The sequence below is a fragment of the Pseudidiomarina mangrovi genome (genome assembly GCF_003999375.1).
Taxonomy (GTDB): Bacteria; Pseudomonadota; Gammaproteobacteria; order Enterobacterales; family Alteromonadaceae; genus Pseudidiomarina; species Pseudidiomarina mangrovi.
In genome coordinates this window covers 366734-383367 of the sequence record NZ_RJLC01000017.1, presented here as the reverse complement: position 1 = coordinate 383367, position 16634 = coordinate 366734, and the positions used below count along the sequence as shown (strand labels likewise).

13 protein-coding genes are annotated in these 16634 nt (G+C 50.6%); 9 read left to right on the top strand and 4 right to left on the bottom strand.

Annotated elements, in window-relative coordinates; translation table 11 throughout:
- Positions 1-30: 30 nt before the first annotated feature.
- A complete protein-coding gene (bioA, locus tag EFO84_RS11090) occupies positions 31-1311 on the bottom strand; it encodes an adenosylmethionine--8-amino-7-oxononanoate transaminase (protein WP_127348116.1) in 1281 nt (426 codons plus the stop codon).
- Positions 1312-1443: 132 nt separating this feature from the next.
- On the opposite strand from bioA, the gene bioB reads away from it, so the two are divergent.
- The 4 genes from bioB to bioD are packed head-to-tail and all read left to right on the top strand — an operon-like array spanning position 1444 to position 5098.
- Positions 1444-2484, top strand: coding sequence for a biotin synthase BioB (gene bioB, locus EFO84_RS11085; RefSeq protein WP_127348115.1), 1041 nt, complete (start codon positions 1444-1446; stop codon positions 2482-2484).
- Positions 2485-2488: 4 nt separating this feature from the next.
- On the top strand, positions 2489-3637 hold the full coding sequence (locus EFO84_RS11080) for an aminotransferase class I/II-fold pyridoxal phosphate-dependent enzyme (RefSeq protein ID WP_127348114.1): 1149 nt from the start codon (positions 2489-2491) through the stop codon (positions 3635-3637).
- Positions 3618-4418, top strand: a complete 801-nt coding sequence (locus EFO84_RS11075) for a methyltransferase domain-containing protein (RefSeq protein ID WP_127348113.1) — start codon at positions 3618-3620, stop codon at positions 4416-4418. Before EFO84_RS11080 ends, EFO84_RS11075 begins: the two co-directional genes overlap by 20 nt.
- Positions 4415-5098, top strand: a complete 684-nt coding sequence (gene bioD, locus EFO84_RS11070) for a dethiobiotin synthase (RefSeq protein WP_127348112.1) — start codon at positions 4415-4417, stop codon at positions 5096-5098. Before EFO84_RS11075 ends, bioD begins: the two co-directional genes overlap by 4 nt.
- On the opposite strand, the gene pepE is transcribed toward bioD, so the two are convergent.
- On the bottom strand, positions 5065-5778 hold the full coding sequence (gene pepE, locus EFO84_RS11065; protein ID WP_127348111.1) for a dipeptidase PepE: 714 nt from the start codon (positions 5776-5778) through the stop codon (positions 5065-5067). The two genes, bioD and pepE, sit on opposite strands and share 34 nt — an antisense overlap.
- Positions 5779-5933: 155 nt before the next feature.
- Between pepE and htpX the strand changes: the two genes are divergently transcribed.
- From htpX to EFO84_RS11050, 3 genes are read left to right on the top strand one after another with little or no spacing between them, the layout of a single operon-like run.
- On the top strand, positions 5934-6806 hold the full coding sequence (htpX, locus tag EFO84_RS11060; protein WP_127348110.1) for a protease HtpX: 873 nt from the start codon (positions 5934-5936) through the stop codon (positions 6804-6806).
- A gap of 9 nt (positions 6807-6815) precedes the next feature.
- Positions 6816-8174, top strand: a complete 1359-nt coding sequence (locus EFO84_RS11055) for a class II 3-deoxy-7-phosphoheptulonate synthase (protein ID WP_127348109.1) — start codon at positions 6816-6818, stop codon at positions 8172-8174.
- A gap of 26 nt (positions 8175-8200) precedes the next feature.
- A complete protein-coding gene (locus EFO84_RS11050; protein WP_127348108.1) occupies positions 8201-9001 on the top strand; it encodes a DUF1338 domain-containing protein in 801 nt (266 codons plus the stop codon).
- A 17-nt stretch (positions 9002-9018) separates the two neighbouring features.
- Here the strand turns inward: EFO84_RS11050 and ppsR are convergent, their stop codons facing one another.
- Entirely contained in the window at positions 9019-9843 is an 825-nt protein-coding gene (gene ppsR / locus EFO84_RS11045) for a posphoenolpyruvate synthetase regulatory kinase/phosphorylase PpsR (protein WP_127348107.1), read from the bottom strand.
- 122 nt (positions 9844-9965) lie between these two features.
- Here ppsR and ppsA point away from each other — a divergent pair, with 122 nt between their 5' ends.
- Together ppsA and ydiJ are read left to right on the top strand one after the other, a co-directional pair.
- Entirely contained in the window at positions 9966-12335 is a 2370-nt protein-coding gene (gene ppsA, locus EFO84_RS11040) for a phosphoenolpyruvate synthase (protein WP_127348248.1), read from the top strand.
- On the top strand, positions 12335-15364 hold the full coding sequence (ydiJ, locus tag EFO84_RS11035) for a D-2-hydroxyglutarate dehydrogenase YdiJ (RefSeq protein ID WP_240642699.1): 3030 nt from the start codon (positions 12335-12337) through the stop codon (positions 15362-15364). The genes ppsA and ydiJ overlap by 1 nt, the downstream gene beginning before the upstream one ends.
- Before the next feature lie 23 nt (positions 15365-15387).
- Here the strand turns inward: ydiJ and EFO84_RS11030 are convergent, their stop codons facing one another.
- Positions 15388-16440, bottom strand: a complete 1053-nt coding sequence (locus tag EFO84_RS11030; protein WP_127348106.1) for a Glu/Leu/Phe/Val dehydrogenase dimerization domain-containing protein — start codon at positions 16438-16440, stop codon at positions 15388-15390.
- Between the last annotated feature and the right edge of the window lie 194 nt (positions 16441-16634).

The window sequence follows — 16634 nt, the reverse complement described above, 5'->3', positions numbered from 1 at the left end:
ACCGAAGACACAAGTAGCTAAGTGGTAAAATCAGCAGGAAAAAGCGGTTTTAACCATCTGTTGGGTGAGTTTTTGCAGTTGTTCGCTGCTGATGGTCAGCGGTGGCATGCAGTAGAGTAGTCGACCAAATGGTCGCAACCAAACACCGGCGGCAACACAGTCGCGTTGAAATGCGGCAACATCGAGTGGTTGGTTGAGTTCAATGACGCCAATGGCGCCATAACAGCGCACCTCATGTACCCCAGTCGCCTGTTTGGCTGGCTGCAATTGTTCCTGCAACTGTGCCTGGATAGCGGCCACACGTTGCCGCCAAGGGCTAGCCAGTAACAGATCAATTGAAGCGCAGGCGACCGCACAAGCCAACGGATTGCCCATAAAGGTCGGGCCATGCATTAAGGTGCCGCCAGCTGGGCCTTGACTAATGGTGTCGGCGACATGATCGGCGACTAATACCGCAGCTAGAGTTAAATACCCACCAGTCAGGGCTTTACCTAAACACATAATGTCTGGGCTGATACCAGAATGATCACAGGCAAACAGTTCACCGGTGCGGCCGAATCCAGTGGCAATTTCATCGGCAATCAATAGCACATTGTAGCGATCACAAAGTTGCCGCGCACCACGTAAATACTCGGGGTGATAGAAGCGCATGCCGCCAGCGCCTTGCACAATAGGCTCAAGGATCAGTGCTGCTAACTCATGCTCATGCGCGGCTAAAAGCTGTTCTAATGGCGCCAATGCACTGGCGTCAAAGGCTTCATGCGGCGGGCATTGTGGTCGTGGCGCAAATAACTGTTGGCGCAGGCTGCCCTCGAACAGGCTATGCATACCATTAACTGGGTCACACACCGACATGGCGGCAAAGGTATCGCCGTGATAGCCACCGCGAATGGTGGCGAGCCTATTTTTAGCCGGTAAATTGCGGCTCAACCAATACTGCACCGCCATCTTGATGGCGACTTCAATAGCGACCGAACCAGAATCGGCGAAAAACACCTTATTGAGCCCCGCGGGACTCAATTCGACCAAGCGTTTGGCGAGATCAATAGCGGGTTGATGGGTAATACCGCCGAACATCACATGGCTCATGCGTTGCGCTTGCTGTTGTAAAGCGGCGTTAAGAGTAGGGTGGTTGTAGCCATGAATCGCAGCCCACCAGGATGACATGCCGTCAATCAGTCGCTGTCCATCGGCGAGAATCAACTCACACCCCTCTGCGGCCGCAACCGGGTAAACCGGGAGTGGTTGGCGCAAGGAGGTGTACGGGTGCCAAATATGCTGACGATCAAATTCGAGGTCTAACGGTGTCATAAAGTCAGTTAACCGGCCTAAATTGATTAAATAATAACCAATCGTTATTATTTTGACGTTAATAAAGTTGACAGTGTACGGAATCGCTTTAGTCTAGTCGAGCATAATCCGTGTCACTGTTAGGACCTTATAATGACTCAAGCACAAATTCGTCACGATTGGACAATTGACGCTATTGAAGCACTCTTTGCGCAACCGTTTAACGATTTATTATTTACCGCTCAGCAGGTGCATCGGCAGCATTTTTCGGCCAATCAGGTTCAGGTGAGCACGCTGCTTTCGATTAAAACCGGTGCTTGTCCAGAAGATTGTAAATATTGCCCGCAAAGTGCGCATTATGATACCGGCTTGGAGCGCGAACGGCTGCTGGCGGTGGAAAAAGTGCTGGCTGAAGCAGCAGCGGCGAAACAGCAAGGTGCCAGTCGCTTCTGCATGGGGGCAGCGTGGCGTAACCCCAAAGATCGCGATATGCCCTATCTGATCGACATGATCAAAGGGGTGAAACAGCTTGGCTTAGAAACCTGTATGACCTTAGGTATGCTAACGCCATTGCAAGCTATGGCGCTGCGTGAAGCTGGCTTGGACTACTACAACCATAACCTCGATACGTCACCAGAATTTTACGGTGAAATCATTACCACACGTACTTATCAAGATCGCCTAACGACGCTACAAAATGTCCGTGATGCCGGCTTGAAAGTCTGTGCTGGCGGTATTGTTGGTATGGGAGAGAGCCGGCGTGACCGCGCTGGATTACTGCAGCAGCTTGCTAACTTGCCACAGCATCCGGAAAGTGTGCCGGTGAATATGCTGGTTAAAGTGGCCGGCACCCCGTTCGAACAGCTTGATGACCTCGATGCCTTTGAATTTATTCGTACCATCGCCATCGCCCGCATTTTAATGCCGAAATCAATGGTGCGGCTGTCGGCTGGGCGCGAAATGATGAATGAGCAAATGCAAGCATTGTGCTTTTTAGCCGGTGCGAACTCGATCTTTTACGGCGAGCGCTTATTAACTACGGCAAATCCTGCCGCCAGTAAAGACCAGCAGCTGTTCACCAAGCTGGGTATCGAACCGATGCCACATGAAGATTACAGCGATGAAGTGCATCAAGCGGTGATTGCCGATGACCTCAGTGAGCAGCAACAGCCGCGCTACTATGAAGTGAGCTGAGACCATGCACGTACAGCTCCAACAGGCGTTGCAGCAAGCGCGGCAGCAACGTCAGCAGCTGCAGCAATGGCGCCACGTGAGTTGCCACGATGATCAGCTGCTGGACTTTAGCAGCAATGACTATCTTGGTTTACGTCGCCATGCGCAAGTGCTCAAGGCGTATTGCGACGGCGTGCGTGACTACGGCGCAGGCAGCGGTGCATCGCCACTGGTGAATGGATATCAGCGGCCACATCGCTATTTGAGTGAGCGCTTGGCAGAATGGCTGGGGCGCGAAGCGGTGGTGCTGTTTAATAGCGGCTTTGCTGCCAATCATAGCCTGCTGAGTACTATTGGGCGACATTATCAACAGGTGTTGTTAGACCGCTTGGCGCACGCCTCATTGCTCGATGGCGCGCAAGCCAGTGGCAGTCGTTGGCGGCGTTTTAGCCATAACGATGTGCATGCTGCAGGCCAGTTCGCCGCACAGCAAGCACAGACCTTGTTAGTCACCGAAAGTGTGTTCAGCATGGATGGCGATCAGGCCCCGGTAGCGCAATTGCGCGAGGCCTGCCCGGCTGCTGATATTTTAGTCGATGATGCCCATGGCATTGGTCTACTCGGTGCAGATGGCCGCAGTTGTGCGGCCCAATATAGCGCCACCGAGGTGGATTATCTGACGATTACTTTCGGTAAAGCCTTTGGGGTGGGTGGCGCTGCCATTGCCTGTCGGCAGGAAGTTGCCGAGTATCTGCATAATTTTAGCCGTGAGCTGGTGTATTCAACCGCCTTTGCGGCCGCGCAAGCACAGGCGATTAACGCCGCATTGAGTATTATTCAGAGCGCAGAAGGGCAACGATTACGCGATACCTTGCAACATAATATTCAGCAATTCCATGACTTATGTCTGCGCTATGGATTACCCATTACCCGGCAACCGGCGGCCATTCAGACGTTGATTTTAGGTGCGGAGTCACGGGCCTTGCGGCTGAGTGAGCAGCTGCGCGAGCAGGGTATTGATTGTCGTGCTATGCGGCCACCAACCGTTGCCGCTGGGCAGTCGCGCCTGCGCATAGTGATTTCCGCACGGCATCAGCCCGCCCAGATTCAGCAGCTGGTGTTGGCTATTGCCGCAGCGCTAGAGCAGGTGAGTGATGACCCAGTTAGCCTATGACAAGCAGCGCGTGGCGCAGCAATTTAGTCGGGCTGCGGGCAGCTATGCCCAGCATGATCAGTTACAGCGTTTAACTGGCAAAGCTCTGATGGCTAGCTTACCGCAGCATTGCGATAGCTTGGTCGATATTGGTTGCGGTCCAGCCAGTCATAGCGCTGAATTAGCACAGTATACGCAAACCTACCTCGGTATTGATTTGGCGGCCGGTATGTTAGCCCAAGCGCAACATTGTCAGCCGCAGTTGCAATGGCTATTGGCTGACGCCGAGCAATTGCCATTACAACATCAGAGTGTGGCAGTGATCTTCGCCAATTTAGCATTGCAATGGTGTAATCGCCTCAGTGCAAGTTTGCAACAATGCGTCAGCGCGCTACAACCGCGTGGGCAGCTGCTATTTAGCACAGTACTGGCGGGCTCTATGGAGCCGCTGATGAGCGCTATGCAACAGCTCGATGGGCAATCTCATCACAATCGTTTACTGACCCAGCAGCAGCTCCAGCAACAATTAGCTGAAGTTGAGGGGATAACCTGGCGCGTTGAAGTACAGCAGTATCGAATCAGTTATCCATCATTGTCTGACATGCTGGCAGACATCAAAGGCATTGGGGCGAATTACACCGCTGATCGTAGCTCCGGATATTTCGGCAAAGCACGTTGGCAGGCCTTAACGCGGCGCATGGAAAACTATCGAGATGACCGTGGCCTGCTGCAATTAAATTGGAATATCGCACTGATTTATGGGCAAAAAATCAATTCAAACTCAGCGGAAAAGTTAATATGAATTGCCTTTTTGTTACAGGTACAGATACCGATGCTGGTAAAACGGTGAGCGCTGTAGCATTGCTACAGGGGCTTTATCAGCGCGGATTTCGCGTGTTAGCTAGTAAACCTATAGCCGCTGGTGCTGAGGCAACCGCGCAGGGTTTGCGCAATAGCGACGCTCTGTTATTACAACAAGCCGCAGGCGCACAGCAGCCTTATGACCAGGTCAATCCATTCTGTTTTGCGCCACCCATTGCGCCGCATATTGCCGCCGAGCAGGTTGGAAAACCGCTGCAAGCTGCGCCAATTGCTGATGCACTGCAACAACTCCAGCAGCTATCAGCCGACTGGTTAGTCATCGAAGGCGCTGGCGGCTGGTTGTTACCGCTCAATACTGAGCAAACCCTGGCTGATGTGATTGAACAATTACAGCTTCCGGTAGTGCTGGTGGTGGGGCTGAAGTTGGGGTGTTTGAACCATGCGCTGTTGACGGTCGCTGATATTGAGCGTCGCGGTTTGCGCTTAAAAGGCTGGGTTGGCAATCAATTAGCCGCAGAGCCGATGCCGTATCAAGCTGAAAATATCGCCTTATTGAAGGCTCGCATAGCAGCACCATGTTTGGGTATATTGCCCCACCGCGTTGACTGGCAGCAGGGCATGGTCACTTACTTAGATATTAGCCAATTACTACAGGATTGATTCACCAAGAGTGGCTGCTTTTGTCCGCCGATAAACACATAGCCATCGCTATCACCGACCAGCTGCATCTGCTCATTATTGATCGCTAAGGCAGTGCCTTCACGTATAGCTAAAATAGGAGTGTCTGGGTGTAATTGCATAAATTCACCGAGGCGTTGATCACGGCTTTCGCCATGAAAACCTGGTGGCTGATAGTCGCTATAGTGTGGGTTTAATTGAAAGGGCACTAATTCAAGGGCGGTGAAACTTGGTGGCTCAATAATTGGCATATCGTTCGTGGTGCGAATACTCAAGCCAGCAATATTAGCCCCAGCGCTCCAACCCGCATACGGAATTCCGCGCGCTACAGCGGCGCGAATCGGTTCGAGCAATTGGTGTTGATAGAGTTGCTGTAACAGTCGAAAGGTGTTGCCACCTCCCACCGCAATAGCGCGTGCTTGTTGCACTGCCTGCACTGGGTCGGCATAGGTATGAATTCCGCGAATGCTGATGCCGACTGGGGCCAGAGCCGTTGCCACCATGTCACAATAGGTGTCGTAATCAATACTCACGCCAGCGTAGGGAATAAACAGTACCTCGCCGGCTCCAAAATGCGCTTGAAGAAGCGTTAAAGCAGGCTGCAAATAGCCACTATTAGCGGCTCGAGAACTGCTAATCAAGAGTAATTTACGGGTGGTCACTGATAACTATCCTGTGTTGAATAAATTGGGAGTTGCTGAAGCTGCTAAACTAACAGATTTTAACGCTTTTTGCAGTGCTAAAGACTTGATTTGTGCGGCTATAGTCCGCATCTTATGTAGGGTATCCGTGGTTATCATTGAGAGGTAGATGTTGTATGTTGCGGGTTGCATTATTTTTAGCCACAAACTTAGCTATCATTTTGGTGTTAAGTATTGTCATGTCGGTGGTGATGCCAGCGCTTGGCGTTGATACCTCCGGTTACATGGGTTTATTAATTTTCGCCGCAGTTTTTGGCTTCGGTGGTTCATTTATCTCGCTATTGTTATCACGTTGGATGGCGAAACGCTCTACTGGCGCGCAGGTGATCACGCGACCGCGTAACAGCACCGAGGCGTGGCTGCTGAATACCGTTGAACGCCAAGCTCGGCAAGCCGGTATTCCAATGCCTGAAGTCGCTATTTACGACTCGCCAGAGCCGAATGCCTTTGCCACTGGGGCGAGCAAATCAAGCTCGTTGGTGGCGGTATCAACAGGCCTGATGCGCAGTATGAATGAAGACGAAGTGGAAGCCGTGTTAGCCCACGAAGTCAGTCACATTGCCAACGGTGACATGGTGACCTTGACCTTAATTCAAGGAGTAGTGAACACCTTCGTGATATTCTTTGCCCGCGTGATTGCATCGCTGATTGATAACGCTACCCGCAGCAATTCGAATAGTGGCCAAGGGTTAGGAACCTTTGCCTACTTTGGTATCGTTATGGTGCTAGAGTTGGTGTTTGGTATTGTTGCCAGCATGATTGTGTTTTGGTTCTCGCGCCAGCGTGAGTTCCGTGCTGATGCTGGAGCGGCAAAATTAGCTGGTTCGCATAAGATGATCGCGGCATTGAAACGTCTGCAAGGCGCTCAAGATTCACAGTTAGAAGGCTCAATGATGGCCTTTGGTATTCAGAGCAAACGCTCATTCAGCCGGCTTTTTATGAGCCATCCGCCGTTGGCTGAGCGAATCGCTGCATTACAACAACGTTAAGAGGTATTCATGACTGCGTGGAGCGCACGAAGCTGGCGGGAGAAGCCAATTCAGCAACAACCGGATTATCCATCGGCTGAGCAATTGCAAGCCGTTGAGGCACAACTGAAACAGTTTCCACCGTTGGTGTTTGCTGAGGAAATTCGTGCGCTGCGAGCTAATTTGGCGCGGGTCAGCCAAGGCAAAGGATTTTTGCTACAAGGTGGTGATTGTGCTGAATCGTTCCGCGATTTTAATGCGCCGAAAATCCGCGATACCTTCAAGGTCATTCTGCAAATGGCGATTGTCCTTACTTTTGCAGGTTCTTGCCCGGTGACCAAGGTAGCGCGTATGGCGGGGCAATATGCCAAGCCGCGTTCAACCGCGCTAGAAACGGTCGATGGGGTGTCATTACCTATTTATCGCGGTGATATTATCAATGGCATCGATTTTAACGAACAGGCGCGAACTCCCGATCCACAGCGCATGATTCAGGCCTATCATCATTCCGCGGCAACGCTGAACTTGTTGCGTGCATTTGCCCAAGGCGGTCTGGCTGATTTGCACAAAGTTAATAAATGGAATATGAGCTTTGTTGCAGCTAACCCATTGAAAGATAAATATCTTCAAGTCGCTGAACAGATTCAGTCGGCGTTGCGGTTTATGGAAGTGTTGGGGATCACTGCTGACACTAATGCCACCATTCATGAAACACAATTATTCACTTCGCATGAAGCCTTGCTGCTGCCCTACGAAGAAGCATTAACACGCACCGATACGCTGACTGGATTGCCGTACGATTGTTCCGCGCACATGGTCTGGATTGGTGAACGCACTAGGCAGCTAGACCATGCTCACGTTGAGTTTATGCGTGGCATCAACAACCCGATCGGTGTTAAAATAGGCCCCACCACCCAGCCTGATGATGTCATTCGCTTGCTTGATGTGCTGAACCCGGCCAACGAAGCAGGGCGCGTGACGTTAATTGCACGGATGGGGGTGAATACTGTGGCCGAGGCACTGCCGTCACTGGTGCGGCGAGTTAAAGCTGAAGGTCGACATGTGGTGTGGTCGAGCGACCCCATGCATGGCAACACAGTAAAGGCAGAAAATGGCTTAAAAACCCGTGACTTCGATGCTATTCATCATGAATTACGTCAGTTCTTTGCGGTCCATCAAGCTGAGGGTACTTATGCAGGTGGTGTGCATTTAGAAATGACGGGTGATGACGTCACCGAATGTACGGGTGGTGCATACCAAATCGCCGAACAGGACCTAACCCAGCGTTATCGCACTCAGTGCGATCCACGGTTAAATGCTGATCAAGTGTTAGAACTGGCTTTCTTGGTTGCAGAATCACTTCGCGACGCCCGTCAGGGGCGCGGATAATCGACATTGTGAGGTTGTAGTAGTCTATGTCACAGCATGTGGAAGAATTTTTTAGTCAGTTATGGAACGACTATATTCAGTTGACGCCATCAGCCGCTAAGGTCCATGAGGTTCTCGGTAAAGGTCATGTCATTATTAATGATCATGTGGCATTTCGTACCTTTAATCTGGCGCCAGTGCGGCTACAACATTTAGCAGCACATTTCGAAGCGATGGGCTATGAAGCCAAGCAAGACTATCACTTCGAGGCGAAGAAATTGGTTGCCAAACACTATGAGCACAGCGATCCGCGCTTGCCAAAGATTTTTATCAGTGAGCTTCTGGTGGAGCAGTTTTCACCGCAACTGCAGCGTATGGTGCAGCAGCTAGTGGCGCAGATTGACCCAGCAGCGGTGCAACAAGCCAAATTCTTATACTCGGGTACCCATTGGCAAATCAGTAGCCAGGACTATGAGCAGTTGTTGGCTGAGAGTGAATACGCAGCTTGGGTTGCCGCGTTTGGCTTCCGTGCCAATCACTTTACTGTGAACGTCAACGAGTTAACCGATTTTGACTCACTGCAACAAGTGAATGAAACGCTCAAGCAATCGGGCTTTCGACTAAATGCTGTAGGTGGCGAAATTAAGGGCTCGGCCGAGGTGTTTTTAGAGCAGTCGTCGACCATGGCGGATCATATGCCAGTGCGTTTCAGTGATATGGAAAAAGTGATCCCGAGTTGCTTTTATGAATTCGCTAAGCGCTACGAAATTGCGCCGAATCAACTTTACACTGGGTTTGTGGCCGCTTCAGCCGATAAAATCTTCGAGAGTACCAACGTCCGCGGCTAACAGTTCTGTTGCTGTGGCTAGAATCTATGCCGCTCGATATTGGTTTCGGCCAATATCTTAGCGGCAATTTCTTCCACTGAAAACCGCGTCGAATCTAAAAATGGAATCGCTTCACGGCGGTACATTTTTTCCACTTCACCAAGCTCAAACAAGCATTGCGCGTAGGATGCATAGCTACTGCCTTCGCGACGTTTCGAGCGGATTTCATGCAGCCGTTGTGGCTCTAAGGTGAGGCCAAACAACTTATAGCGATGCGGTTTAAGCACTTTCGGCAGCTGCAAGTTTTCGAAATTGTCATCATCGGTAAACGGATAATTAGCCGCTTTAATGCCGTAATGAAGAGCTAAGTAGAGACTGGTCGGGGTTTTACCGGTACGCGAGACACCTAGCAAGATAATATCCGCTTGGTCGTAATCTGCTACATTACTGCCATCATCGTTAGCCAATGAATAGTTGACCGCATCAATACGCACATCGTAGCTTTCTTTAACGCCATTTTCCTCGATACCATGGGTGCGATGGGTTTTCGGTTGTGCGGCAATACCAAGTTCTTTGCTTATTGGTGCTACGAAATAATCTAAAAAGTCGTAGCAGCTGCCAGCCGAGGCAGTAATAATGCGCTTAATATCAACGCTAACAAAGGTGTGGAAAATAATCGGTCGCTCGCCACTTTGAGCGAAGCGTTGGTTAATTTCATGCACAGCTTTGGCGGCCTTTTCCGGACAATCGACAAAGGCGACAGTTTTGTGTTCCACTTTCAATGGAAACATCGACAACATGGCGCGACCGAAGGCTTCGGCGGTTAGGGCAGTACCATCAGAGATATAAAAAACCGTGCGCATAAAAATCATCCCGTTATGAATTACCAGATGATGTTAACTTGTGCTGCCTAGCAGTGTAAAATAAAGTCTGTCTAGCGGCACTTGCCGACCATAACAACGAGGAACTTAGTGTGCAGAATCACGTGCAAGATTACGTACTTTGGTATGATCAGTTAGGGATGAACGATGTCGCGCGAGTGGGCGGTAAGAACGCTTCTTTGGGCGAAATGATTAGTAATCTTGCTGGTGCTGGCGTTGTTGTTCCGAATGGTTTTGCCACCACCGCTGACGCCTTTAATGAGTTTCTTGAGCAAAGTGGTTTGAATGAGCGTATTCATGGCATTCTCGACCAGCTCGACACCAACGATATCAAAGCACTTGGCGAAGCCGGTAAACAAATACGCCAGTGGGTGATTGAAACGCCGTTCCAACCAGCACTTGAGCAAGCAATTCACACGGCGTATCAGCAGCTCAGTGGCGGTAATGCACAGGTGAGCTTTGCCGTGCGCAGTTCGGCCACCGCAGAAGATATGCCCGATGCTTCGTTTGCTGGGCAACAAGAAACTTTCCTGAACGTGCGTGGTATTGAGCACATCATGGAAGCCATTAAGCACGTGTTCGCATCATTATTTAATGACCGTGCTATTTCATATCGCGTTCACCAAGGCTACGACCATCGTGGCGTGGCGTTATCGGCCGGTATTCAACGCATGGTGCGTAGCGATATTGCTGCATCAGGCGTGATGTTCACCATCGATACCGAATCAGGTTTTGATCAGGTGGTGTTTATCACCTCAAGCTTCGGCTTGGGTGAGATGGTGGTACAGGGCGCCGTTAACCCTGACGAATTCTATGTGCATAAACCGACCTTAAAAGCCCGTCGTCCTGCGGTATTGCGCCGCAATATGGGTAGTAAAAAGATCCAGATGATCTATTCCAATGCCGAAGAGCATGGTAAGCAAACGGTTATCGTTGATGTACCAGCGCAGCAGAGCCAAACTTTCTCGATTACTGATGCTGAGGTGCAAGCGCTGGCCCGACAAGCGGTCATTATTGAGCAGCATTATGGGCGCCCAATGGATATTGAATGGGCCAAAGATGGTATTGATGGCAAATTATATATTGTGCAAGCGCGCCCCGAAACGGTGCAATCGAATAAAGGCGGTCAAGCCTTAGAACGCTATATCCTGGCGGAAAAAGGCAGTATTTTAGCTGAAGGCCGCGCCATCGGGCAGCGGATCGGTAGCGGTGTAGCGCGGGTATTGAACGATATCAGTGAAATGGATCGGGTACAGTCTGGTGATGTGCTAGTGACTGATATGACCGACCCAGACTGGGAACCGATCATGAAACGCGCCGCCGCCATTGTTACTAATCGCGGTGGACGCACCTGTCACGCCGCTATTATTGCCCGCGAGCTTGGTATCCCAGCGGTAGTTGGTTGTGGTGATGCCACCAGCAAAATTAACGCAGGTGAGGCGGTCACGGTGTCGTGTGCCGAAGGCGATACCGGCTATATCTACAGTGGTCAGCTAAGTTTTGATATTAATCATTCTGATGTTGGTGATATGCCCGCGTTACCACTGAAAATTATGATGAACGTGGGTAACCCTGACCGCGCTTTTGACTTTGCGCAATTGCCCCATGCTGGGGTTGGTTTAGCGCGGTTGGAGTTCATCATTAACCGCATGATCGGGGTACACCCCAAAGCATTACTTAATTTTGATCAACAAAGCAAAGCCTTACAGCAGCAAATTAGTACGCTGATGGCCGGCTATTCGTCACCACGGGAATACTATGTCGGTAAATTGACAGAAGGTATTGCTACGCTAGCGGCTGCCTTCGCGCCTGAACGCGTGATTGTGCGCATGTCTGATTTTAAATCGAATGAATACGCCAACTTAGTTGGTGGCCGTCAATACGAGCCCCACGAAGAAAACCCGATGTTAGGGTTCCGCGGTGCGTCACGTTATATTTCAGACGATTTCCGTGAATGTTTTGCTATGGAATGTGAGGCCCTAAAGCGTGTTCGGAATGATATGGGTCTGACCAACGTGGAAATCATGATCCCATTCGTGCGTACCCTCGAAGAGGGCCGCAAAGTGATTGACCTGCTTGCAGAACAAGGTTTGCGCCAGGGCGAACGTGGGCTGCGGGTGATTATGATGTGTGAATTACCGTCAAACGCTTTACTGGCGGAGCAATTCCTCGACATTTTTGATGGTTTCTCGATTGGATCAAATGACCTCACTCAGCTCACTCTCGGCCTTGACCGCGACTCTGGGGTGATTGCACACCTGTTTGATGAGCGTAATGAAGCGGTCAAAGCGATGTTATCCATGGCCATAAAAGCGGCTAAGAAAAAAGGTAAATATGTCGGTATTTGTGGCCAAGGGCCATCGGATCACGCTGATTTTGCCGCATGGCTGGTTGAACAGGGCATTGATTCGGTGTCATTGAACCCGGACACCGTGGTCGAAACATGGCTTTATTTGGCGGAGCAACATAAGTAGTGAAACAACGCTTAGCGGTTTTAGATCAGTACCAACGGCTGCAGCACACTTATCGTGACTTTATTGAGCGTTTACAACACAGTCAGATTGCCGTTGATATAGATGCCAGTTATGCCGCTCGGCTGATTGCTGCAACCGACAACAGTGTTTATCAGCAGCTGCCGCAAGCAGTGCTGTACCCGCAAACTGAGCAAGCGCTGGTGGCACTGTTGCGCTTAGCCAACAGTGCCGACTTTTCGGCGCTGCAATTTAGCCCGCGCGGCGGCGGTACTGGGACCAATGGCCAAGCCTTGACCGCTGGTATCGTAATTGATTTAAGCCGTCATTTTTCGGCGATCACAGAGTTACACACGGAGCAGGGCTGGGTTCGTTGTCAAGCCGGTGTGATCAAAGATCAATTAAATGACCAACTGCGCAGTAGTGGTTGGTTTTTCTCACCAGACTTGTCCACCAGTAACCGCGCAACCATAGGTGGTATGATCAATACCGATGCATCCGGGCAAGGTTCGTTGGTGTACGGTAAAACCAGTGATCATGTGCTTGGTTTGCGCGCGGTATTGGTCTCTGGTGAGGTGATTGATACCTATCCACGTAGTCTGCAGCAGGCGCGTGATATCGCGGCCGGGCAGGGCGTTGAAGCGGCGCTGTATCGGCAGGCCATAGCCAGTTGTGTGGATCAACGGGCCTTGGTCGATGCCACCTTTCCAGCATTAAACCGGTTTTTGACCGGCTACGATCTCAAGCATTGTTACGATCCTGATCAGCAAACTATTGATCTATCGCGGTTGTTAGCTGGTTCTGAAGGTACCTTAGCGTTTATTACCGAGGCTAAACTCAGTCTTGATCGCATTCCCAAGCAGCGGCTGTTGGTGACCATCAAGTATCGTGATTTTCAAGCGGCACTGGAGCATGCACCACGCCTAGTGGCAGCACAAGCTACCTCAGTGGAAACTATAGATAGCACGGTATTGAATTTAGCGCGGCAGGATATTATTTGGCAGCAAGTTCAGCAGCAACTGCAAGAAGTTGCCGGACAGCCACAGATGCAAGGTATTAATTTAGTTGAATTTACGGCCACTGAAGCGGCTGATATCGAAAACAAATTAGCCATGCTACTTGCTGACCTCGAGCAAACTATCGCAATCGCGCCAGCACAAGGAGTTTTGGGCTACTCGGTGTGTCGTGAGACTGCCAGTATTAATCTGATATACGCTATGCGCAAAAAAGCGGTAGGGCTATTAGGCAATAGCAAAGGGCCACGGAAACCTATTGCTTTTGCTGAAGATACCGCAGTGCCGCCTGAGCATTTAGCCGCTTTTATTGCTGAATTTCGGCAATTACTCGATCATCATCAACTCAGTTATGGCATGTTTGGTCATGTCGATGCTGGCGTGCTGCACGTGCGTCCAGCCCTTGATATGACTGATGATAACGATCAGCAACTATTACGGCAAATTAGCGACCAAGTAGCGGCCTTGACAGCTAAATATGGCGGTTTAATGTGGGGCGAGCACGGTAAGGGCTATCGCTCTGAGTATGCGCCACGATTTTTTGGGGCGTTATATCCTGAACTGCAACGTATTAAAGCAGCTTTTGACCCGCACAATCGGCTTAATCCAGGTAAAATTTGTACCCCGATCGACAGTACAGCCAGGTTAGTATCGGTTGATGCCATCAAGCGTGGCCATTATGATCAGCAGATCCCGCTGGCGGTACGCGATAGTTTTGCTGCGGCAATGAACTGTAATGGCAATGGACTGTGCTTTAACTATGTGGCTGAAGCCACTATGTGTCCGTCGTATCGGGTTTCCGGCGAACGCCTTCATTCTCCAAAAGGCCGCGCCGGGCTGATTCGTGAATGGTTGCGGTTAACCCACGCCGATGGTGTTGATGTCAGCGCTATGCCCGCGGCAACGCCGCTATGGTCGAAACAATCCGCCAACGCCAATAGCGGCGATTTTAATCATCAGGTGAAAGCCTCAATGGACGCTTGCTTAGCTTGTAAGGCTTGCGCCACGCAATGTCCGGTAAAAGTGGATGTACCGGCCTTTCGTGCCCGCTTTTTGGCTTGGTATCATCAGTTGTATCGACGCCCGTTGGCCGATTATCTGGTCGCTGGTATTGAGCGCTTAGCACCGCGCTTAGCGGTTTTTCCGCGGCTCAGTAATGCCTTGACTCACAATCGCTTCAGCCGCTGGCTGCTGAAACAAACTATCGGCTATGTCGATGCCCCAAAACTTTCCGTACCGAATGTGAATCAGCTCTGGGATAGGCACGGTTGGCTGCGCTTGTCGGTGCCGCAAATTGAACAATTTGATGCGCAGCAGCGCCAGACTATGGTGGTGTTAGTCGCTGATCCATTTACGCGCTATTACCACGCTGAACTGATTGAAGCGGCGGCACAGGTGATCACCAAGCTCGGCTACCAAGCGGTACTTGCTGAGGGCATTGGAAATGGCAAAGCCCTCCATGTGAAGGGTTTTCTGCAGCAATTTGAGCAGATGGCTCATCATAACAGCGGCTTGCTCAAACGTCTTGCCGCGCTCGATATACCGCTGGTGGGTGTTGACGCAGCGTCGGTATTATTGCTACGCGATGAATATCGGCAGATTAGCACTGACGCGCACGATTTTACCGTGCAGTTAGCGCATGAATGGCTGATGGAGCAGTTGCCGAAACTGGAGCGACTGAAACACGCTGAAGTGCAGTCGGTTGGTCACTTACTGAGCCACTGCACCGAGCAAAGTGCTCTACCAGCCAGTGGCAAACAATGGCAGCAGATTTTTGCCGCGGCCAATTTGGAGTTAACACCGGTAACAACAGGCTGCTGCGGTATGGCAGGTACCTTTGGTCATGAACGTCAGCATCTTGAAGCCAGCAAGAAACTCTATCAATTATCGTGGGAACAGCCGGTAGCGGCAGCGGAGCAGGTGGTAGCGACTGGTTTTTCGTGTCGCTGTCAGGTACAGCGTTTTAGTCAGAAGCGGGCGCTTCATCCGTTACAAATACTCGCCGCACAACTGTCGTAGTTGCACGGCGAGCAATCATCAGGCTATGACGCTGCGCGTTCGGCCTTTTTCTTGGCAATCACTTCGCGGGCTAATTCATCAGCAATCTGCCCAGTTGGGCGGTTTTCAGCTTTTGAGCGGGTGAAAATGGTATCTAAGGTATTGTAGATATCACGCACTTTTTGGTCGGTTTCAGTACGGCTCATGTTAGCCGCTTCGCTACAGACGTGAATCACACCACCAGCATTAATAACGTAATCTGGGGCATACAGAATACCCATATCCATCACCATTTGATCATGCGCAGGTGTAGCTAACTGGTTATTTGCGCTACCGGCAATAATTTTAGCCTTGATAACTTTCAAGGTGTCGTCGTTAATGGTCGCACCCAGTGCACAGGGGGCATACACGTCGACATCTAAAGCATAGATTTCATCTAAACCTACCACAGTTGCCTGTAATTCTGTGGCCGCGCGCTGGCATGCAGCTTGATTGATGTCAGTCACAAATAAAATGGCACCATCTTTATGACAGTACTCAGCAAAATCGTAACCGACTGCGCCGAGACCTTGTACGGCAATACGCACACCAGCAAGGTTATCTTTGCCAAACTTATGTTTGACTGCAGCTTTTAAGCCAAGATAGGTACCAAGCGCAGTATGTGGTGATGGGTCGCCAGCTTTCTCGGCAGTACCCGCAACAAAGGCAGTTTCTTCAGCAACGATGGCAATATCACTGGTACGGATATTGACGTCTTCAGCGGTGATATAGCGACCACTTAAGGAGTTCACAAAACGACCATAAGCACGGAACAGTTCTGCTGACTTAATAGTCTTGGCATCACCGATAATAACCGCTTTACCACCACCTAATGGCAGACCTGCTAAGGCGCTTTTGTAGGTCATGCCGCGCGATAAACGCAACACATCAGTCAGCGCTTCAGCCGATGAGGCGTAATTCCACAACCGTGTACCGCCCAGTGATGGGCCCATAGTGGTATCGTGGATAGCGATGATAGCTTTGAGGCCAGTTGCTTTATCATGACAGAACACGACTTGCTCGTGTTGGTCGAATTCTTTGTGCTCGAATAGAGACATCTTTGCTGTTTCCTCGTTCATCCGAAAAGTGCGCGCACATTAGCATTTTGCGACGCAAGGCGCTAGCTGCTAGGGTGACATTTTTCGTTTACGTAAACGTAAACTATTGCAAGCTAAGTTTACACCAAATGGCGCTTTGCTGTCAGCGACTTTCGCGGTAGTATGACCAGCCACAATGACCTCTTTATGACATA